The following is a 22,817-nucleotide window of genomic DNA, read 5'->3' on the forward strand; positions in this document are numbered from 1 at the left end:
GTAACCGGAAGGCCGACGCTAAACCACACCGAATGCCAGCATGGCGTCGGCCACTTTCTTGAAGCCAGCGATGTTGGCGGCCTTGGCGTAATCGATATAGTCACTACGCGGGTCCGCATACGCCAGACAACGACTGTGGATATTGCGCATGATCTCGCGCAGCAGCTTCTGCAGCTCATCTTCGCGCAACGCCATGCGGGTCTGGTTCTGGCTCATCTCCAGCCCGGAGACGGCCACCCCGCCCGCGTTGGCCGCCTTGGCCGGCCCGAACAGCACCCGGGCTTCCCGTAGCAGCTTCACGGCGTCATTGGTGGTCGGCATGTTGGCGCCCTCGACGACCATGCGCGCACCATTCGCGACCAGTTGCCGGGCGTCATCGGGCCCCAGTTCGTTCTGGGTCGCGCAGGGCAGCGCGATGTCACAGGGCACCGACCAGGGCCGCTCGCCGGCGTGGAAGGTCGCGCCCTTGAACTGATCGACATAGGCCGACAGGCGCCCGCGGTAGTGGGTCTTGTGCCGCTTCACCCAATCGATCTTCTCCTGCGTGAAGCCATCGGGGTCGTGCACGAAGCCATCGGAATCGGACATGGTGACCACGCGCGCACCCAGCTGGGTAGCCTTCTCGGCGGCGAAGGTGGCAACGTTGCCGGAGCCGGATACCGCCACCTGCTTGCCCTCCAGGTCGTCGCCCGCCTGGGCCAGCATGTCCTCGGCGAAATAGACCACACCGTAGCCGGTGGATTCGGTGCGCACCAGGCTGCCGCCCCATTCCAGACCCTTGCCGGTAAGCACGCCCACGTAGCGATTGGTGATGCGCTTGTACTGACCGAACATGTAGCCGATCTCGCGCGCCCCGGTGCCGATGTCACCGGCGGGAATATCGGTATCTTCGCCCACGTGGCGGTAGAGTTCGGTCATGAACGACTGGCAGAAGCGCATGACCTCGTTATCGGACTTGCCCTTGGGGTTGAAGTCCGCCCCGCCCTTGGCGCCGCCCATGGGCAGTCCGGTGAGGCTGTTCTTGAAGGTCTGCTCGAAGGCCAGGAACTTGAGAATGCTCTGGTCCACGCTCTTGTGGAAGCGGAGGCCGCCCTTGTAGGGGCCGATCGCATTGTTATTCTGCACCCGGTAGCCGCGCTGAACCCGGACGTTGCCGTTGTCGTCCTCCCAGCACACGCGGAACGAGACCACGCGGTCGGGCTCGGCGATGCGGCGGAGAATCTGTGCCTCGTGGTAGATCTCCTTGTCCTGGATGAAATCGAAGATATCGACGGCTACCTCGTAGACCGCCTGGTGGAATTCCGTCTCCCCCGGATTGCGGCGCTGCACGCCGGCCATGAACTGCTCGAGATTCACATGATCGGATATCGCCATGATCGCCCCCTGTTGGCTGCCTGACTGGCGACTCCCAACCTAGCGCAATCGGCTAATGGAAGCGATCCCGTATCAACGCAGCGCCAGCTATGCGGGTTTTGCTTGAACCGCGAAATCTGTACTCTGTACTCGACACGCCAGTATTATTACTACGCTGAGGCGTTGGGGGACATTGATGGGGACGCGCTACACCATAGCGGTCATTGGGGCAGGTCCGGCCGGACTCAGCGCAGCCGGGCGCGCGGCAGAGTACGACCGCGAATCCGCTGAACCCAGCCACATCCTCCTTGAAGGCAGCCCTTTTCTCGCCAACACGATCCAGAAGTACCAGAAGGGTAAGCACGTCATGGACGAACCGGGCTACCTCGACCTGAGGAGCCCGTTGGACTTCAGCGCCGGCACCCGCGAGGCCATCCTGGACAACTGGGCGGAGGACGCACGCGCGGTCGGCATCAACCTGCGGGGTGACGCCGAGGTTGTCGGCATCAGCGGTCAGCGCGGGGACTTCATCATTCGCTGCGCCGACGGCACCACCATCGAAGCCGAGCACGTAGTGCTGGCCATCGGCACCCAGGGCAACCCGCGCCGGCTGGGTGTCGAGGGCGATACTTCGTCGTTCGTCCAGTACCAGCTCGACGATCCCGACGAGTATGGCGATGAGGACATCCTGGTGGTCGGAGCCGGCGACGCCGCGATCGAGAACGCCATCGGCCTCACCCGCAAGAACCGGGTGGTCATCGTCAACCGGCGCGGCGAATTCAGCCGTGCCAAGCAGGGCAATCTGGACTCCATCCTGGCGGCCCTCAACAGTCGCGACACAGCCCTGTCCTGCCGCTACAACAGCCAGGTCAAGTCTCTGCATCTGCCCGACCAGCCGGGTCAACCGGGGGCGGTCGTGCTCGAAACCCCGGACGGAGTGGAAGAACTGCCCTGCCACCGGGTGATCGCACGCCTGGGTTCCATCCCGCCGCGCAAGTTTCTGGAAAGCTGCGGGATCGAGCTGCCCAGCGAATCGCCCGAAGCCCTGCCAGAACTCGACGGCCACTATCAGTGCAACGTGCCGGGCCTGCACGTGATCGGCGCGCTGGCCGGCTATCCGCTGATCAAGCAGGCCATGAACCAGGGCCACGATGTCATCGAGTACATCAGGGGAAACGAGGTCAAGCCGGTCGAGCACCCGTTGCTGCAATTGCAATTCGGTCTGCTGCCCTACCAGGCGGATGTGGACGAAGTGCTCTCGCTCTACCAGCAACGGGTGCCGATGTTCGCGCGCATGAATGCGCTCGCCTTCCGTGAACTGATCCTCGAAAGCGAAATCCGTTATGCGGTCGGCGACAAGGGGGAATTCAGGTCGCTGGGGAAACGCCGCCGGGAGATACGCGACAAACGTATCGCGGAGATCCGGGCAGCGCGCGAAGGCGAGGACCAGCGACGTGCGGAAGCCGGCAAACCACCGAAATCGCGGCAGCCAATCCAGGAGCCGGATATCACCAAGCTGATGCGCGGGGGCGACCATGCCTTCCGCGACGGCGAGTACACCAGCACGTTCTTCACCATCGTGGAGGGCGAAGTCACCCTGACCTCGGAATCGGGGCCGGAGACCACGCTTACGGCCGGCCAGTTCTTCGGCGAGATGAGCCTGCTCTCGGGGCGTCCACGGATCGGCGACGCCAGGGTATCCGCCGACACCATCCTGATCGAGACGCCCCGCCGGACCATGGTCAAGCTCATGGCCGCCAACAACGAGGTGGCGGAGGGCATCGAGACGGTTTTCCTGCAACGCACCCTGCAGCAGTTCTTCGCGCCTTCCGTTTCCTACAGCGCGCTGCGTGACATTGCCGGACGCGTGAAAACCAGTCGCTTCAGCAAGGGCGGCACCATTTACAGCGAAGGAGACACCGGTGATCGCCTCTATCTCATCCGCAGCGGCACCGTGGCGCTAACCAGCCGACGGAACGGTCACGACATTGCGGTGGGTCAGCCCCAGTCGGGGCAGATCTTCGGGCAGATGGCCCTGATGGGCGACCCCGAACGCCGGGAGACGGCCGTTGCCGCCGTACGCACCGAGATCATCGAGATCGAGCGGCCCGAATTCCTGGAGCTGCTGCGCAAATCGCCGGACTCCGTTCCGGCGTTGCAACACCAGACCGCCGAACAGTTGCAGCATGCTTCACGGATGGAGTCGATGCCGGAAAGCAGCGGCATCATCTCGTTCCTGATGGAACAGGGGGTGGGCGAAGCAACCGACGCGCTGGTGATCGACGAGGGCCTGTGCATCGGCTGCGATAACTGCGAGGTGGCCTGCGCGGAGACCCATGACGGCATTTCCCGGCTCGACCGCAAGTCGGGAGCGCGATTCGCGCACGTCAACCTGCCGATGGCATGCCGGCACTGCGAGCAGCCCCACTGCATGAAGGAGTGCCCGCCGGACGCTATTCACCGTGAGCCAAGCGGCGAGGTGTTCATCGACGACACCTGCATCGGTTGCGGCAACTGCGAGAGCAACTGCCCGTACAACGTCATCAAGATGAGTTACGAGGCACCCAAGAAACCGGGACTGATTCAGTGGCTGCTTTTCGGACGCGGCCCCGGGCCGGGGGAGGATCCGCAGGCCGTGCCCACCGCCAAGTCCAAGGAAGCCGGCAAGAAGGCCGTCAAGTGCGACGCCTGCGTCGGGCGCAAGGGGGGACCGGCCTGTGTCGAGGCCTGTCCGACCGGGGCTGCCATCCGGATCGGCCCGGAGGATTTCACCGATCTGGTAGGCAACAAGTAGGAGGGCAATGCCCTGCACGTCAGCATTCTTCAGTACGGGGGGCGCCGCTACCTCTGGTGGGCACTGATACTGGTGGCCACCAGCGTTGCGGTGTATCTGAGCCAGGATCCCGGGCTGCCACGTAACGGCGGCTCCTGGCAGGGCTACACCCTGGGCGGCGTAGGCGCAGCCCTGATCCTCTGGCTGGCATGGCTGGGTATTCGCAAGCGCAACTACCGCAGCCACCGCGGCAGCCTGGAAGGCTGGGCCTCCGCGCACGTTTATCTGGGTCTGACGCTGCCGGTGGTAGCCACCCTTCACTGCGCGTTCCAGTTCGGCGCCAACGTCCACACCCTGGCCTACGTGCTACTGGCCGGGGTCGTGCTGAGCGGCTTTTACGGGCTCTACAGCTACCTGCGCTTCCCCGGGCTGCTGGTCCGCAACCGCGGCAACCAGTCGCCCGACCAGCGCTTCGACGAACTGGACCGAATCGACCGGGAAGCGCTGGAAACCGCATCAAGATGCGATGAGGATGTGCACGCCGTGGTCAACAGCGCGCTCGAACGCACCGCCCTTGGCAGGGGTTTCCGAGACCAGCTCGTCGCCCGGGACCGCTCCCGGGTGCTGCTGCCCGACACCGGCAAGCGCAAAGGAGGTGCGGCCCCGCGCCGAAACGATAACCAGCAGGCGGTCATCGACTACCTGGTAAGAAAGATTCCGGAAACCAGCAAGCAGGGCGAGGCCGAGCGACTGCGTCATCTGCTCTACGTGTTCGGACGCCGGGCCGAGATTCTTCAGCGCATCCGCCGCGAACTGAGTCTGCAGCTACGGCTGAAGCTCTGGCTCTGTTTCCACATCCCGCTGACCGTCGGCCTGCTCGTCGCCCTGAGCGCGCACGTGCTCTCGGTCTTCTTCTACTGGTAGCGCCATGCTGATTCTGGTTCGCAAGATCCGGGTACGCGGCGAGCAGGTGCTTGACCAGCGCGACGTGGAGTTGACGCGTCGCACGCTGTACACCGGTCGCGGCAAGGCCCAGCATCTGCAGCTGTTCGGCGATGGCATCGGGGCCGAGCACGCCTGGCTGCGGCCCAAGCGCGACGGCCGGCTGAAGATCGGCTGCCTGGGATCCAACCACATCCGGCTGGACGAGGGCGAAGTCCGGCGCGCGACGCTGACGCAGGACGAATGGGCCTGGATCGGGCCGCATCGCGTCGCGCGCATCGCGGCACCGCCCGGCTTTGACGCCGCCATCGAGGTGCGCATCGATGCCGACGCGGTTCCGCCGGTGCAGGAACGACTGCGTGACGAGCTCCGGCTCCGGCTGCCGGGCACACGCCGCTACAGCTATCTTCTGGCCGCGGTGGTTGCTGCTGTGGGTATCGGGCTGCCGCTGCTCGCTTTCTACCACGAGGATGTCAGCGAGCAGATGGCCCGCTACGGGGCACCCACCGATCAGATCTGGTCCAGCGGCAAGCTGGCCAACGCCCACCACCTGCCGTCGATCACCGAAGACTGTAACGTCTGCCACGTCGAGCCGTTCGAGCGGGTACGCAACGACGCCTGCCTGGATTGCCACAACGAGACCACCGCCCACTTCTCGCCACAGCATCCGGTCGTCGAGGAATTCCGGGGCGCCTGCCGCGACTGCCACGCCGAGCACAACGAGCCGACTACTCTGGTGATGCGGGAGAACAGCCTGTGCACCGACTGTCACGCTCAGGAGCAGGAGCGGCGGCTGGCAGACGCCGCACAGGTGGGTTCGACACCGGTTGCCGACGCTCCGGCGACGCTGCCAGCCGCCACCGCGCTCACCAGTGAACAGCATCCGCGCTTCCTGGTCTCGCTGTTGCGGCGGTCCGAAGATGGCTGGCGCGTGCATCGGGAACCACTGGACGACGGCGTCACGGAATCTGCCTCGAACCTCAAATTCCCGCACGACCTGCACCGCGATCACGAAAAAGTCTCGCTGGCCGATGGCCCCGGCCACGAGGACCGGGCATTGATCTGCGCGGATTGCCACACGCTCGAGCGCGACGGCGAACACTTCCAGGCCGTGAGCATGGAGGCAACCTGCTCCGGCTGCCACAGCCTGGCCTTCGATGACGCCATGCCCGACCGCCAGCTACCGCACGGCGAGCCGGAGACGTTGCGTACTTACCTGGAGGAGTTCTACGTACGGCAGGCAGCCCTGCAAAAACGCGACCCTCCGCCGGCACCGGCACGGCGGGTGCCTGCTTCGCAGCCGGAAAACCGGCGCTGCGAGGGTGATCCGCTGGATTGCGGCCTGGCCTGGGCCGACCAGGAGATGGACAAGCTTTTCACCAAGGCTGGTTGCGTGAGCTGCCACACCGTGGAACAACGCGACGAGGAATGGCATGTGCGACCGGTGCGCCTGGTATCCGACTGGTTCCCGTCCGCACGCTTCGATCACGTACCGCACCTCGAGCCCGGAAACGACGAAGACGACGAGGTCTGCCTCGGCTGCCACAAGGCCGAGGCCTCCGACGAGGCGCACGACGTGCTGATGCCCGGCCTCGAGACCTGCGTCGAGTGTCACGGCAACACCCGCAGCGCCGGCGTCGCGTTGCAGTGCATCGACTGCCACTCGTTCCACCGTCCCGGCATGACCACGATGGGGGCACAGTGACATGGCCCGGATTCCGCGGCCTCTGGTATCGGCACTGGCACTCGCGACACTCGCCGCGTGCGGCGGCGGCGGTGGCGATGACGCACCGCAGGCGGCGCTGGGGTCCAACGCCGGCACTGACTGCACAGGCAGCTGTGCCACCAGTTTCGCGTCCGTGGACGACGTACGCCTGACCGACGCCGATGTCGAGCGCGTGCTCGCCCAGACCGTGGCCCAGGCCCAGGCCATGGGCACGGTCGCCACCATCGCCGTGGTCGACCGGGTGGGCAACGTACTGGCGGTGTACCGCATGGACGGCGTGGTCCCCGCCAGCGGCAATCGGTCCGTGTCCGTCACCAGCGGCCTGCTCGACGTCGATGTCAGCGGCGTGGACGGCCTGGAGATACCCGTCGATGCCGGCTTGCCCGGCGACGGCCTTGCCGCACTTGCCAAGGCAATCACCGGCGCCTTCCTGTCCAGCGAGGGCAACGCATTCTCCACCCGCACCGCCAACCAGATCGTGCAGCGCCATTTCAATCCCGGCGAAAACAATCAACCCGGCGGGCCGCTGTTCGGCGTCCAGTTCAGCCAGCTGCCCTGTTCGGACTTCTCGCGCCGCCAGCCCGGTGACGCCGCCGCGAACAGGCCCGGCCCGAAGCGCTCACCCCTGGGCCTGTCGGCCGATCCCGGCGGCTTTCCGCTGTACAAGAACGGCACGCCTGTCGGCGGCGTCGGGGTGATCTCCAGCAATTTTGTCTACGGCCTCGATCCGATGGTCACCGACGTTGACCGCGATCCGGACGAGATCATCGCGCTTGCTGGAACGTTCGGTTTTGCCGCCCCGACCGACCGTCAGGCCGAGCGGATCACGGTGGAAGGCAAGGTGCTGCGCTTCAGCGATGCCGGATTCGACAGCATGTCGGACACGGCACGGCAGGCCCGCAACCTGGCGGCGGGCGGCGGCAACCTGATTACGTTGCCGGACTACTTCGATGCGACCGGCGGCATTGTCGCGGGCACCGCCTTCGGCCAGCCCGAATCCGGCATCCGAGCCGCCGGCAGCGGCAGTCCCTTCGCTGGCCAGGACGCCTTCGTGTTCGTCGACGAGACTGGCACCGAGCGCTACCCGCCAACCGCCGGCGGCGGTCTTACGGCCAATGAAGTGCAGGTCATCCTGCAGCAGGCACTCGGGGTGGCCAACAGCGCCCGAGCACAGATCCGTCGGCCGCTGGGCTCGCCAGCCCGCGTCACCATTGCCATCGTCGATGAGCAGGGCAACATCCGGGGAATGGTACGCGGACGCGACGCCCCGGTATTCGGCGCCGACGTATCGCTGCAGAAGGCTCGTACCGCGGCGCTGTTCTCTTCCACCGACGCTGGCGCCTACATCAGCGCGTTGCCCGATGCGCAGTACGTGCAGCCCGACCTGCGCATGCCGGCGCCGGCCAGAGCCATCGCCCTGGGTGACTACGTGACGGCCGCAAGAGATCTTATCGGCCCCGGGGCGCTCAGCGACGGCACGGCGTTCTCCGACCGCGCCGGCGGCAATCTTTCGCGCCCCAACTTCCCCGACGGCATCAACGAGCCGCCGGCCGGCCGCCGGCCGCCGGGGCCGTTCAGCAAGCCGCCCGGGCGCTGGAGTCCGTTCTCCACCGGCCTGCAGCTGGATCTCAGCTTTAACGCGATGGCATCGCACCTGCTATTCGAGTTCGGGCTGGCCGCCGACGACATTGAACGAAACTGCGTCGGCGTACCGTTCGCCGGCACCGCCAGCGGCGCCGCACCGCGCGTTGCCAACGGTGCGCAGATCTTTCCCGGCAGCGTGCCCATTTACCGTGGTGACACATTGATCGGCGGCATCGGCGTCTCCGGCGACGGCATCGACCAGGACGACATGATTGCCTTCCTGGGCTTGCACCGGGCGGCTCAACAACTGGCTACGGTCAATAACGCACCGCCGGCAATCCGTGCCGACAGGCTTGAAGTCGGTCCGGACAACGAGCGCCTGCGCTACGTGAACTGCCCGTTCACCCCGTTCAACGACAGCGATGCGCAACGTGTCTGCGAGGGCAAATAACATGCGCCGGTACTTCGCGACCGCCGGCACTCTTCTGGCACTGGTCGCGGCCGGCGCCCTCCCGGCGGTGGCGCAGGAGGGGTCGAAACCCGAATGCAGGCGCCCGGATGGCCAGAAGGAGCCGCAACGCCGGGTACCGGGCAAGTCGCCGGAGGCCGAGCCGCAGCAACCGGGCGAGCGCGATCCCTGCCTGCCGGCACCGGGCGAGGACGACTACACCACCGCAGTAGCCGTACCCGACCGCTGGCGCATCGTGGATTCGCTGGGCTACGAGCAGAACTGGTGGGACCCGTACAACCGCAACACGCTCAAGGCCGACGCCCCGATCCACGACGACTGGTTCTTCAACATCACCGTCATCTCGGACACGGTCTACGAGGACCGCGAGGTGCCCACTCCGGTGGGCGTGCAAAGCTCGCGCAGCGCGGGCGACCTCGACCTGCTCGGTGGCACCAGCCAGCAGCAACTGCTGCAGAATCTCGCCGTGGAGCTCGTCTATTACAAGGGCAATACGGTGTTCAAACCGCCGGACTACGAGTTCCGTTTTACCCCGGTGTTCAACTACAACTACACGCGGTTGGACGAGATCCTGAATACCAACGTGGATCCCGCCAACGGCACGACCCGCAACGACGGCTTCGCGGGCCTGCAGACGGCCTTCATCGACGTGCATCTGCGCAACGTCTCGACGCGCTATGACTTCGACAGCATCCGGGTAGGCATCCAGCCCTTCAACGCCGACTTCCGCGGTTTCCTGTTCCAGGATCAGCCATTTGGCGTGCGCCTTTTCGGCACCCGCGACAACAACATCTTCCAGTACAACCTCGCCTGGTTCCGGCGAATGGAGAAAGACACCAACAGCGGCCTCAACGACCCGACCACCTCGTTGCGCGAGGACGACGTCTTCGTGGCCAACCTTTACTGGCAGGACGCGATCAAACTTGGACACTTCTTGCAGTTCACGGCTCTGTACAACCGCAATCGGGAGGATGATTTCTTCTTCGACAAGAACGGCTTCATCCAGCGGCCGGCGTCGATCGGCTTCGAGGTCCCGCGCGGATACGATGTCGGCTACTTCGGCTTCAACACCGACGGCCATATCGGCCGGCTCAACCTGACCACCTCGCTGTACTACGCCTTCGGCGAGCAAGACAGGGCACCGTTTACCGGCAAAAAAAGCGATATCAACGCCTGGTTCGGGGCGGCTGAACTGTCCTTCGACCAGGACTGGGTGCGCTGGCGGGCGTCCCTGCTCTACGGCTCCGGCGACGACGATCCATTCGACGACGAGGAAACCGGCTTCGACGCGGTGCTGGAAAATCCATTGTTCGCCGGCGCCGACACCAGTTACTGGATCCGCCAGGCGGTGCCGCTGATCGGCGGCGGACGGGTGACGCTTTCGCAGCGCAACGGCGTGCTCAACAACCTGCGAAGCTCGCGGGAGCACGGGCAGTCCAACTTCACCAACCCCGGCATCCTGCTGTTCGGCCTGGGCGCCGACTTCGACCTCCTCCCGGAGCTGCGTCTCAGCCTCAATGCCAACCATCTGCGCTTCGACCATGCCGAGGTGCTGGAAGTGGCCCGCCAGCAGGCGAACATCGACGAAGATATCGGCCTGGACCTGTCAGCGTCCGTGATCTACCGGCCGCTGATGAGCCAGAACATCGTGCTGCGGCTTTCCTATGCCGAGTTGCAGCCGGGGGACGGCTACGAGGAACTGTTCGATGGAGGCAACCAGAGATACCTGTTGTTCAATGCCACACTCACCTACTAACAAGCACATCGTGCCGGCCACGGCCCGGCGTCTGCCGCTGGCCTGGGCGCTGCTCGCGTTCGTCCTCGGTGGCGTCCAGGCCGCCGAGAAGGAACAGGCAGTCGAGCGCGACTACCGCGCACACCCACCAGCCCCCGCACATCAGGGCCTCGATGCCGTGGAAGGCAAGAGTGCCGGCTGCATGAGCTGCCACACCGAAACCGACCGCCACACCATGCACGACAACCCGGCCGTGCGTCTCGGATGCACCGATTGCCACGGCGGCGACGCGTCGGTCCGGCTTGAAGCGGATGTGCCGATGGATGATCCCCAGGCCCAGGCACGCATGCGTGAGGCCCACGTCCTCCCGCGTTATCCGGAAACCTGGCACTGGCCCGACTCGGCCAACCCCGAGCGCAGCTATACGCTACTCAATCGCGAGGCCAGGGAATACGTACGCTTCGTCAATCCGGGCGATTTCCGGGCCGCTCGCGAGGCCTGCGGCAGCTGCCACGCCGAGATCATCGAGAAATCCGTGCGCAGTCTGCACAGCACCGGCGCCATGTTCTGGGCAGCCGCCGCGTACAACAATGGCATTCTGCCTTACAAGCGCTCGTTCTTCGGCGAGGCCTACACGCCCGACGGCACCGCCGCAAAGCTGGAGGCACCGATCGAGCCGACACCGGAAATGCGTGAACACGGCATTCTGGATTACATCCTGCCGCTGCCCGCCTGGGAAACAGTCAAGCCCGGCGACATATTCCGGGTATTCGAGCGCGGCGGCCGCAACATCACCAACCTGTTTCCCGAAACCGGGCTACCCAATCCGCTGGGGCGGATTCAGCAGCTGGAAGAACCGGGCCGCCCCGATATCCGTCAGTCCAACCGGGGGCCCGGGACGGGCGCGCGCATCTCGGTGCCATTGATCAACCTGACCAAGACGCGACTCAACGATCCCCTGCTGTGGTTCCTGGGCACCAACGATCAGCCCGGCGACTACCGCAGCTCGGGCTGCAGCGCCTGTCACGTGGTGTACGCCAACGACCGGCAACCCACCCACTCCGGGCCGTATGCCGGCGCCGGTAACATGGGCAAGAGCCGGACCGCCGATCCGACGATCGACAAGAACGACTCGGGGCATCCGATCGAGCACCGCTTCACCCGGGCGGTGCCTACCAGCCAGTGCATGGTCTGCCACATGCATCAGCCGAACATGTTCATGAATTCCTACCTGGGCTACACCATGTGGGACTACGAGTCGGATGCCCCGCACATGTGGCCCGAGAAGCAGAAGTACCCATCCCACGAACAGCGGCGCGAAGTGCTCGATCGCAATCCGGAGGGGGCGGCGCCGCGCGGCAAATGGGGCGAGCTCGATTTCCTCAAGGATGTGTGGAAGCTCAACCCTGAACTCGACGATACGCAGTTCGCCGACTACCACGGGCATGGCTGGAATTTCCGGGCCGTTTTCAAGAAGGACAGGGAAGGCAACCTGCTGGACGAGGAGGGCGACATCGTCTCGCGGGACGATCCCGACAAGTTCGACAAGGCAGTGCACATGAAATCGATACATGCCGAGGTCGGCATGCACTGCGTGGACTGTCACTTCGAGCAGGACAATCACGGCAACGGTCATCTGTACGGGGAGGTTGCCGCCGCAGTGGAGGTGCAGTGTGTCGACTGCCACGGTACCGCCAGCGAGTACCCAGACCTGCGTACATCCGGCCCGGCGAGCAGCGTGACCGGAGGTACGGATATGAGCGTGCTGCGCAATCCCGACGGCAAACTGCGCTTCGCCTGGCAGGACGGCAAGCTCATCCAGCGTTCGGTGGTAGACCCGGACCTGGAATGGGAACTATCCCTGGTCAAGGACTCGGTGGACAGCAAGCATGGGGCCTACAACCCCAAGGCGGCACGCGCCAAGCTGATGTCCGAAGATACCGACAGCCAGTACTGGGGGGCCGATGTCGCACCCGAGGACCAGGCGCACAAGAACGAGGAAATGGAGTGCTACGCCTGTCACACCTCCTGGACCACCAGCTGCGGCGGCTGTCACCTGCCGATCAACGCCAACGAAAATACCGAACGTCACCATTACGAGGGCGGCATCACCCGCAACTACGCCACCTACAATCCACAGGTCGCACGCGACCAGATATTCATGCTGGGCAAGCGTGCACCCTACAAGGGCGGTAAGTACGCCCCCGTGCGCTCATCCTCGGCGCTGGTGCTGTCCTCGACCAATGCCAACCGCGAACGCATCTACATCCAGCAACCACCCATTGCATCCAGCGGCTTCAGTTCCCAGGCGTTCAATCCGCATTTCCCGCACACGGTTCGCAAGACCGAAACCAAGGGCTGCAGCGATTGCCATCTGTCCGCGGATGGCGGCAACAACACGACCATGGCCCAGACGCTGGGGCTGGGCACCGAATTCATCGATTTCGTGGGTCGCCACCTTTGGGTGGGCGAAAGCGAGCACGTCGAAGCCGTGCGCGTGACCGAGTGGGCGGAACCACAGGCGGTGATCGGCAGTTATCTGCATCGCTACGCCTACCCCGACTGGTTCGCCAAGCACGAAGCGCAGGAGCGCCGTCTCGACACCAGCTTCGACCACGGTAGCGGCAAGATCGGCTGCCTGCAGCTTCGCGGCGAATATCTGTTCGCCGCCGCCGGCACCGACGGTTTCCGCGTGTTCGATGTGGCGTCGATCGACAACAAGGGGTTTTCGCACCGCATCATCACCGCACCATTCAGTCCACTCGGCCACGACGCCAACGTCGATACAGAGAACGCCACCTGCATGGCGCTGCCCACGACGCAGCCGATACATCCGCCGCGCAATCAGGGCGAGCTGATGCGCGAGACCAACAAGGAGCAGCCCTTCCACCCGCTCTACAACTACGCCTACATCACCGACGCCGAGGAAGGGCTGATCCTGGTCAACGTCAATACCTTCGCCGACGGCGAACCGCGCAACAATTTCCTGGAGCGATCCCTGACCTGGAACGCGGACGGCATCCTCGACGGTGCACGCCATATCACCGTTGGCGGACACTATCTCTATGTGGTCGCGGATGCAGGACTGGTGATCCTGGACATCGATGATCCGATGTCGCCGCAGACGGTCGACGTGGTCCCTCTCAACGACGGACGGGCCTCCGCCCTGCAGTTCCGCTACCTGTTCGTGACCGACGCCGATGGGCTCAAGGTGATCGATGTCACCGATCCCGCCGACGCGGCGCTCGTACCGGATGCGACCGTGCCAATGGCCGACGCACACAAGCTGCACCTGGCGCGCACGTTTGCCTACGTCGCCGCCGGTAGCGACGGCCTGGCGATCGTGGATATCGCCAGGCCGCGCAACATGCGGATCGTCCAGACTTACGACGCCGACGGCCGGCTTGGGGACAGTCGTGACGTGGTGGTCGGCACCACCAACGCATCGCTGTTCGCGTACGTGGCCGATGCCAGCACGGGGGTGCATGTCGTCCAGCTGACCTCGCCCGAGATCCAGCCCAAGTTCTACGGCTATACACCCACGCCGAAACCGCACTGGATCGCCGGTCGCGAGACAAGCAGCCCGGCACTCAGCCTGTCGGGGGGGCTGGTCCGCGATCGCGCCGTGGATGAGACCGGCGAGCAGATTGCAGTATTCGGGCGACGCGGCTCGCGCCCGCTGAGCCAATCGGAGATGCACGAGCTATATCTGGATGAGGAAGGTCAGCCCTGGTACGTCGAGGACGAAGTGCCCACCGATGCCCGGGGGGAGGGCGAGTAACCCATGGTTCATCACCGCACTGGCTTCGGCAGCCTGCTGACGTGTCTTGCGACCGCTCTGGCGGTAGTGGCAGGCGGGGCATGGGCAACCGACAAACCGGGAGAGCAACAAATACACCTGGGTGTGGCCACTTGTGCCTCCAGCACCTGCCACGGACGCGTCGAAGCTGCCGAGGATTCCCCGGTCGCGCTCAACGAATACTTCATCTGGTCAAAGTACGACAGCCACGCCAACGCCTTCGAAGTCCTCAAAGACGAGTGGTCGCAGCGGATCGCGACCAACATGGGGCTGGAGAATGCCGCCAGCGCCGAGGCGTGCCTGGCCTGCCACACGGACTACGTACCAGCGCGTCAACGGGGAGAACGTTTTCACCTCAGTGACGGTATCGGCTGTGAGTCCTGCCACGGTGGCGCCGAAACCTGGATCGACTCGCATTACGGTCCCGACACCAGCCATGCCGACAACCTCCGACAGGGCATGGCGCCCACCGAGGAGTCCCTGTTCCAGGCACGGATGTGCCAGTCCTGCCACCTGGGCGACGACGAACGCCAGATCACGCACGAAATGATGGCCGCCGGCCATCCCAGATTGCGCTTCGAGCTGGACACCTGGCTGGCGAACATGCCGCCACACCATGTCGTCGATGCCGACTACAGCCGGCGAAAGAACGATGCCGGAAGCGTGGAACGCTGGGTGGCCAGCAACCTTGCGGCATCCGAGGAATACCTGTCACGGCTGGCGGATCACATTGGCAGCAAGTCGCTGTCGCCGGAGCTGTCACTGTTCGATTGCCATGCCTGCCATCGACCCATGGATACGGCGATACGCCGTTCAGTCGGAGAACGGCGGCTGATACCGGCCGGCAGTCTGCGCCCGAACGACCACGCCCTGCGCATGCTCGGCATCATCGTCGAACTGCGCGATCCGGACCTGGCACAGGTGATACGGAGGGGCAACCGAAGCCTGCATGCGGCTGCCGCGCAAACCGCCTCTGACTTCCGCAGCCGCGCAATGCAGCTACGTGAGAATGTCGTGCGAGCCGCTGAACTGTTTCGCGGCCAGCCTCTGTCAGCTGACGACCGGCACTCGCTGGAAACGACGTTGCTGCAGAGGGCGGCGGACGGCTGGTTCCGAGATTACGCCGACGCCGAGCAGCTGTTTCTCGGCCTGCAGTCCCTGGCCGCGCAAGTGCCCACCACGACGTCCCGGCGCTATGACGCGTTGTTCCGGTTGCTGGATGACGAGCAGGCCTTCGAACCGGAGAAAGTGGCTGCCGAGGCAGGCCGCTTGCTTCGCGACAGCCGATGACAATCGAGGACCCGTGCTTTGGTTGAAATAAAGGGCAGGACACATATAGGCAAGCGCCAGCTCAACGAGGATCGATTTGTCGCGGATGCCGGCTGGGGCGTCGCGCTGGTCTCGGACGGTATGGGCGGGCCAGCCATGGGCGAAGTCGCCGCGACTATCGTGACAACCGGCATGATTGACCGCCTCGACGCAGGCGAGTCGCTCCCGGATGCCATTGCCAATACACACCGGGCCGTTGTAGATGCAGCAGAGAACGGCAACGGCAAACCCGGCATGGGCGCCACCCTGGTGGTGGCATGGTTCGACGGCTACGATTTCGAGCTGTCCTGGATCGGAGACAGCCGGGCCTATCTCTGGAACGGGGAACTGCGCCAGCTCACGCGCGATCACTCGCAGGTTGAACGACTGCTGGCGAGAGGCAAAATGTCACTAACCGAGGCGCGCGAAAGCCACCAGAAGAACATCATCACGAGAGCCATGGGAAGAGATCAGATCCCGGCCGCCGACGTACCGATGCTGCAAGGTACGCTTGGTCGCGGCCAGCGGCTCCTGCTGTGCAGCGACGGGCTCACCGACATGCTGAGCGGGCCGGAAATCGCTGCCGTACTGGCAACCGAACCCGATTCCGATCAGGCGCTCGAGATATTGGTCACAAAGGCAGTCGACGCCGGCGGCGCCGATAACATTACCGCCGTTCTGGCCACCGCCGATGACAACGGCCCGGCACCCGACAACCTGCCCCTGCTGCCTGCAGTCACCATCGCCCGCGATGACGGCCATTCGGAATACTTCCCACCCGGATACTGAGCGGATCCCAACAACGGGCAATACCATGTCAGGCTTTCACCTTTTCGATACCACCAACAGCATCGACCATGAACTGTCTGCCGGGAAAACCGTTCTCGGCCGCAGTGCCGATGCTGACATCCGGCTAATGAGTTCCAGCGTTTCCCGCAAGCACGCTATGGTGGAGGTTACCGACGACACCCTGACGTTTTCCGATCTCGGCTCCAGCAACGGCTCTTTCGTCAACGACCAGCCGGTCAAGACCACGGTCCACCTGCATCCTGGTGACACGCTTCTGCTCGGGGATTTCCGTTTCGAGGTCACCCATGACGGGGCCTCCGGCGGCGCCGAAACACCGGCGGACGATGACGCCACACAGCTGGCCGCCCCCGGTGCCGGCGGCGACGCCGAGATTCCTTCGGTGTGGTCGGAGGGCGTCGGTCTGGAAAATGCGTCAGGCACCCAGTTCTTCGCAGAGGCCGACACCTCGGAAGCGGTCGACAGCTATCGGGCGGGCCTACTGGACCTGCCGCCGCTGGGCAGCTTACCGCGTCTGGTCGCGCTAACCGGGGACCGCGCCGGCACGGTCATTGAACTCAAGGCCCGTGACGACAGTGGCGCCGTCTGGAAGCTGGGCCGCGATGCCGATAGCGTGGATCTGGTGATCCCCGACGCCAGCGTTTCCGGTCAACACGCACAGATCCTGAACGAGGGGGCTCGCTGGAAAGTGGTGAACTGGATGTCCACCAACGGGACCTTCGTGAATGGGCACAAGGGCTTATCCACCTACCTGAGCCATGGCGACGTTATCCGTATCGGCAGCGCGGAACTTGCGTTTGAATTGCCCTCCGGCGGCGGGGCTTCCGCCGGTGGCAGCTCGGGGGGGGTGATGAGTTTCCTGCGTCGCCTGTTCGGCAGGGGCTGATAAGACGCCTCAACCGTCGCCGACGCCCGCGCCGTTCGCGAGCGCTTCAAGCTTGTCCTGCAGGCGCGCGTTCTGTTCCAGCGCCTCGTATTTCTGCAGTTCCTGGAGTTGCTCGATATGGCGGGCGCGGGCGTCGGGTCCGGATTCAGCATCCATCCGCTCGAAAACGCGATCCAGCAAAGCGTCGATCTCGTCCACGACCCGCGGATTCCGCGGGTGCACGCGATAGGCCTTGTCGAAGTAGAATAACGCGCCGTTGACATCACCGAACTTCGCTGCGGTCTGGCCCTCCGACATGAACTCGTTGAATGCCTCCTGTTTCTCGGGAGACAGCTCCTCGAACGGAATGTCCGGGCCGGCGGCCGGCTCGTACAACAGCAGATAGGCGCCAAAGCCGGCCAACGCCAGAAGCAGCGCCGCCGACAGCTGACGAACGGTCCGCCCGACGCCGACGAACTTGCGCCGGAAGACCTCGGCGTCGGCCCAGCGGTCCGCGCGATCGAAGGCGAGAGACGTCGCAATAGCCTGCCACTGGTAGCGCTTGAGGCCACGGATGCGTTTCGGCTTCAATCCCTCAGTGCGGGCATCCGTGGCGCGCCTGCGGCCGAATGGATGCTCGCCGGTCAGCAGCTCATAGGCGATAAGCCCGATGGCATAAACATCATCTGCTGGATGCGGCTCCTGACCCTCGAACATCTCGCAGCTGGCGTAGGCCGGCGTCAGGCCGACAATCTCACCGGTGTCCCGGGTTGGCTCACCCTGTTCGTCCATGCCGGCAAACGCGCGCGCTATGCCGAAATCCAGTACTTTGAGAGTGCCATCTTCGGTAACGAACACGTTCGGCGGTTTGAGATCCGAATGGACGATATTGCGCCGATGCGCGTAAGCGATCGCGTTCGCCATGTCCACGATGTGGCTCAACCGCTCCACCCGGCTCAGCCCGTCCTCCGCGATGACGCCGTCCAGGGTCATGCCGACCAGGGACTCCATCGTCATGTAGAAGATGTCGCCGTCCCGGTCGAAGTCGTAGACGGTGATGATATTCGGATGGGCCAGCGTCTGGGACTTGTCCGCCTCCCGCTGGAGTGCCACGAAGGCTCGCGAGTCCTGAGCGAAAGCGCTGGCGATCAGCTTGAGCGCAACATGGGTATGGTGGTGACCGGCTTCCACGCGGCGCTGGTCGACCGCTCGGAATACGGCCCCCATGGCGCCGGAACCCAGCTTTGCCTCGAGCTTGAAGCGATCCTTGAGAACATAGCCGGGACGCATGGCCGCCAGCGGATTGCGGCCTGACGTGGGTGCGGAAGTGACTTCCGTAGCCTGGCCCCCGGCGTCAACGGCTAATTCTGTCGGCGCGTCAGGGGCCGATGGATCGCTCGTTGTAATTTCAGTAGGGGTGTCCCAGGTGCTACCGGTGAATTCGGTCGACGCATCTTCGTCGGTAGGCTGGCTGCCGTCGCCATCCCGGTGCTTGCGGCCGGGCTCGTCAGCCTTGTCATCATGTTCACTCACCGGTTTACCGAACCGCGGAGGCCGATCGTACGAAGCACGATCAGCAACGCTCGCCTAGCGTTGCGCAACCGGGCTGCTGACCTGTTGCGGCACGAAGAAGAAGTCACCCACCTCGTGCCCCGCACCCTTGATGCTCTTGAGCTCCGGCTGCTGACTGATGTTGCTGGCCCGGGCCCGCTGGCTGACAGCGCTGTTCAGCGTTTCGAACAATTCCGCCACGGTCATGATTTCCTGGTTGCTGCGCAGGGTCTTTATCAATTCCCCGGCGAAGATCGAGTGCTCATCGCCCACGCTGTCGATGACCGGTTTATCGCCTCCGGACGACAGCAGCAGGCGCGAACGCCGCGGCAGCTTGTAACGCATGTATTCACGGCCGGCATCCTTCGTGTTGTCACCCAGCATCAGATGCCCCGGTGCGGAAGACAGCAGCCCGCCGTAGCAGGAGTCCGCGATCACCAGCACCCGCTTGGCGTTGAAGCGGCCAAGGTGGCCGGTGATGAACTCGTTAGGCACCCAGCGGGAATCATCCGGCGGGGGGTCCGCATTGGTCGGCAACCAGTAGCCGACATCCCGCTGACCCAGATCCACCAGGCTGCCATGCCCGGCGTAATAAATCAGCAGGTTGTCGTTATCGTCGAGCTTGCCATGCAGGCTGTTGATCGTCTTCATGATGGTCAGCCGGTCGGCGTCGATCAGCCGCTCCACCTGGAAGCCGTACTTGGACTCGAGCAGACTGGCGATGGCCTGAGCGTCGGTAATCGGCGTATCCAGATCCTGGATACTGACGTAATCCCGATTGCCGATCACCAGTGCATAGTACTGCCCGAAATCCATGTCATCGACGCGGATACCGGCCGGGGCACCACTGGCGCCATCGGCCTGATCCGCCGTTTCGGCATCGGCCGATGCGGGTTCGCGCATCTTGGCGGCGCCGGTGTCTGCCTCGGCCGCGGGCCCGGACGACGATGCGTCTGCCACCTGCTGCGATGGCTCCGGCTCCGCGTTGGCCTTAGCAGCCTCGTCTTCCAGCGACGCCAGTTGTTGCTCAACTTCATCACGCGAGTCGTTCAACGAGCTCACGACATCCTTCAGCGACTGGATTTCAGCCGCCATCGCCTGTCTGTCCTCGGCGCTGGTCTGCGCGGCCCGGGATCGGGCCTCCAGCTTGCCCTGCAGCGACTCGATCTGGCGCTGCAGGGCGCGTATCTGAGACTGCTTCTGCTCGAGCTGCTTGCTCAGCTTCGCCTCAAGCTTCCGTTGTTCGGCCCGCGCCGTCTCCTGAAAGATCACACTATCCTCGGAAAGCCCCCAGGCCTGCCGATACAGGTTCAACGCCTTGACCCGACTTTCCTCCACGCCCTTGCCCTGTTCATACATCGTGCCGAGGTTGAACAGGCCGCGCTCGTTGCCCTGCTTGGCGGCTTTCTCATACCAGATCACCGCGGCTTCGTAGTTGGGTTCGGATCCCAGTCCCTTCTCGAATATCTCGCCCACGTTGACCTGGGCCTCGGCGTCGCCGGCCTTGGCCTCCGGCAACCAGACCTTCAGCGCGGTTTTGTAGTCGGCCCGGTCGTAAGCAGTGTATTCACCGCCGCGAATGTTGCAGTCGGCGGCGGTGGTCTTGATGGGTCGGCGCTGAGTCATATAAGTGGTGTCGCCAAGTCGCCGCAACTGCCCGGGAAGCAGACAGTCGACGATCTGCATCTTGGCAATCTGTTCGGATTCGCTGGCTGGTTCCCCAGTATCCGAGGTGGTTTTCGGCAATCCGGCCGCGCAGCCGGCCAGCATCAACATGAGCGCGAACGACAGCACCCATGCACCCAAACACCCTTTAGCTTGTGTGCGGCACTTGCTCATCACGACTTGCGTGCCTCACTGCCACAATCACCGCCTTGACCCATTGCGGCGATTACGACTGTCCAGATCGGTCCGGGGCGCCATAACCGAAACAATGCGACGAATACCAGCAACCAAAGCAACGGATCCGGCGCCGCCCTGCCTGGCGATACCACGGCGCAGCCGCCACCGCTGGATGGCGCCAGTGACGCATTACTTTCCGCAATCGGTATTTCAATACGGCGGGCTGCCGCCATCGAATCTGTTGCTGTCACGACAATGGTGGTGGCGCCGACCGAAACTGCCGCAACAGTGAGGATGGCTTCCTCGACCGAGGCCGTCGCTACCTCTGGATTGCTGGACTCGGCCGTAAAGGTCAGCGGCTGTCCTTCCGGGTCCTCGAACACAAGCGATAAATCGATTGTAATCTGGTCCCCCGGATTAAGAACCTGATCAGCAATCTCTTGCACGACCGTCGGCGGCTGATTCACCGCCGCGGCCTCGACGGCCCCGATATCGCACTCCGCGGTCCCACTATTATCGCCGTCCCGAGGACGCGGTTCGCCGCGCTGATCCGTTTCCGGGCAGCCAGTCTCTGCCCCCTGCGGATTGGCGGCATCGATGGCCGGGCTGCCCGGCAACAAGGCGTGCGTCCGCGTCGGGCCACCATTGTCACCCAATGCACCGAGCAAGGCATCGATGGATCCCATATCGCCAGCGCCACCGACCTGATCGCCAGCCATCGCCATCAGTGGACAGCCGTTGCCGTCACCGATGAGATTGAAACCAAGCGAGGCAATGGTGGCCGACTCGTCGAATGGCGCAACTGCGCAATCCGATGACCCATCGCCAGCCAAGTTATCGGCCACCAGCGTGTTGACCAACTCAAAAGCTGCATCTGCCACGGCAAAGCCGCCGCCCGCCTCGGAGGCGCCTGTGGCAGTGCCCGCATAGTTGTCGGCAATGGTGGCGTTGTTTAACGAGACCGTCAGCCCCAGACGTTCACCATAAAGACCGCCGCCTAGTGCACTGGACTCGACGCCGTTCGCGCTGGCGTCGTTGCCGCTGATTGTACTGTTGCCAATTCGGACCACATCCTCGACGCCCGAACTGTTGAACGCTGCGCGTAGGAAAATACCGCCGCCGAGGGCATTACCGTTCACGGACACGGCGTCGTTATCGGAAATTTCCGTGGCGAGAATCTGACCCGGCACACCGGTCGGGAAGCTCGGTGCGTAGTGGAGGCCTCCACCTTCGACGCTGGAGGTATCGGAAGTCGCCGAATTGCCGGAGATTGTGCTAAACCTGATCGTTAACGGCCCACCAGCGAAAATGCCGCCGCCTCGAGCCGGAGCGAACTCGGCATCCACCGCATTACCAGTGACCCGCACGCTATCGAGCACCAGCGATACCGCCGGAACCACTCGGATTCCACCACCCTCCGCGGGCACTTCTCCGGTTTCAACGAGACCGCCGGTGACAGTGAGGTTGGATATGAAGAAGTTGCTTAAGAGGGCGTCACTGGAAACGTCGAAGACGCGATCCTGGCCGTCCCCGTCAATGATGATATCGCCTGCTTCGCCTGTCGCCGGCCCTTCAATGGCCAGTGAAGGCAAGGTTTCGCCCCCCTGACCCAGGCCGATATCGAGGGCGCCTTGCGTCAGGGTGATGGTTTCCCCTGCCAGTTCCTCGGCAAATCGGATCACATCGCCACTGAACTCGCCTTGGTCGTCGCCAGCGGGACAGCCATCGATCGGGGAATTGGTATTCGCCGCTTCCACGGCTTCACGCAAGCTGCAATCGTCAGCCTGGCCAACTGTGTCGGACTTGGTGTCGACCGTGATGAGCGCAGCGTGTGCCGCGCCACCAAATGTGGCGGCCGACAGAATCGACAACCAGAGTGAGAGCGGCAGAAGCTTACGTGCTTCCCGGCGAAACCCTCTGACACACACTGAATTCATGGCTTTGTTCCAGTCCCCCTGACATGAAAATCACGTTCGTGCATTTACCGGAGCATGTCAAGATTTCGGCTCATATTTCAGGGCCGACTGCCCACCTCGGATTCGAAAAACCATAAGGAGAACATT

General features: G+C 64.0%; 13 protein-coding genes. 9 read left to right on the forward strand and 4 right to left on the reverse strand.

The features are described from left to right. Positions 1-18 precede the first annotated feature (18 nt). A complete protein-coding gene (gene gdhA, locus RM531_RS09915) occupies positions 19-1,374 on the reverse strand; it encodes an NADP-specific glutamate dehydrogenase (protein ID WP_311658994.1) in 1,356 nt (451 codons plus the stop codon). A 175-nt stretch (positions 1,375-1,549) separates the two neighbouring features. Between gdhA and RM531_RS09920 the strand changes: the two genes are divergently transcribed. The 9 genes from RM531_RS09920 (at position 1,550) to RM531_RS09960 (ending at position 17,382) form a co-directional block, all read left to right on the forward strand. Then, complete coding sequence (locus tag RM531_RS09920; RefSeq protein ID WP_311658995.1) at positions 1,550-4,147, forward strand: cyclic nucleotide-binding domain-containing protein; 2,598 nt, start codon at positions 1,550-1,552, stop codon at positions 4,145-4,147. A gap of 72 nt (positions 4,148-4,219) precedes the next feature. Next, positions 4,220-5,050: a hypothetical protein gene (locus RM531_RS09925; RefSeq protein WP_311658996.1), complete on the forward strand. Its 831-nt coding sequence runs from the start codon at positions 4,220-4,222 to the stop codon at positions 5,048-5,050. A gap of 4 nt (positions 5,051-5,054) precedes the next feature. After that, the gene (locus RM531_RS09930; protein WP_311651205.1) at positions 5,055-6,773 is read left to right on the forward strand and encodes a cytochrome c3 family protein; all 1,719 of its coding nucleotides are present in this window, start codon (positions 5,055-5,057) and stop codon (positions 6,771-6,773) included. Between the two features lies 1 nt (position 6,774). Beyond that, positions 6,775-8,829, forward strand: a complete 2,055-nt coding sequence (locus RM531_RS09935) for a heme-binding protein (RefSeq protein ID WP_311658997.1) — start codon at positions 6,775-6,777, stop codon at positions 8,827-8,829. 1 nt (position 8,830) lies between these two features. Next, complete coding sequence (locus RM531_RS09940; RefSeq protein WP_311658998.1) at positions 8,831-10,603, forward strand: hypothetical protein; 1,773 nt, start codon at positions 8,831-8,833, stop codon at positions 10,601-10,603. Further along, positions 10,584-14,363, forward strand: a complete 3,780-nt coding sequence (locus RM531_RS09945) for a hypothetical protein (RefSeq protein WP_311658999.1) — start codon at positions 10,584-10,586, stop codon at positions 14,361-14,363. Before RM531_RS09940 ends, RM531_RS09945 begins: the two co-directional genes overlap by 20 nt. Before the next feature lie 3 nt (positions 14,364-14,366). Further along, positions 14,367-15,671 (forward strand): multiheme c-type cytochrome, encoded by a 1,305-nt coding sequence (locus tag RM531_RS09950; RefSeq protein ID WP_311659000.1) that lies wholly within the window; start codon positions 14,367-14,369, stop codon positions 15,669-15,671. An 18-nt stretch (positions 15,672-15,689) separates the two neighbouring features. Further along, positions 15,690-16,478 carry a PP2C family protein-serine/threonine phosphatase gene (locus RM531_RS09955; protein ID WP_311659001.1) on the forward strand — a complete coding sequence of 263 codons (789 nt, stop codon included), beginning with the start codon at positions 15,690-15,692 and terminating at the stop codon, positions 16,476-16,478. 25 nt (positions 16,479-16,503) lie between these two features. Further along, positions 16,504-17,382: an FHA domain-containing protein gene (locus RM531_RS09960; protein ID WP_311659002.1), complete on the forward strand. Its 879-nt coding sequence runs from the start codon at positions 16,504-16,506 to the stop codon at positions 17,380-17,382. 9 nt (positions 17,383-17,391) lie between these two features. On the opposite strand, the gene RM531_RS09965 is transcribed toward RM531_RS09960, so the two are convergent. The 3 genes from RM531_RS09965 to RM531_RS09975 form a co-directional block, all read right to left on the reverse strand. After that, on the reverse strand, positions 17,392-18,894 hold the full coding sequence (locus RM531_RS09965) for a serine/threonine-protein kinase (protein ID WP_311659003.1): 1,503 nt from the start codon (positions 18,892-18,894) through the stop codon (positions 17,392-17,394). Positions 18,895-18,948: 54 nt separating this feature from the next. Beyond that, on the reverse strand, positions 18,949-20,688 hold the full coding sequence (locus RM531_RS09970) for a caspase family protein (protein WP_311659004.1): 1,740 nt from the start codon (positions 20,686-20,688) through the stop codon (positions 18,949-18,951). Positions 20,689-20,750: 62 nt separating this feature from the next. Continuing rightward, on the reverse strand, positions 20,751-22,691 hold the full coding sequence (locus RM531_RS09975; protein WP_311659005.1) for a choice-of-anchor Q domain-containing protein: 1,941 nt from the start codon (positions 22,689-22,691) through the stop codon (positions 20,751-20,753). Positions 22,692-22,817: the final 126 nt, after the last annotated feature.

It is taken from the genome of Spectribacter acetivorans, from assembly GCF_031846305.1.
Classification (GTDB): Bacteria; Pseudomonadota; Gammaproteobacteria; order Nevskiales; family Salinisphaeraceae; genus Spectribacter; species Spectribacter acetivorans.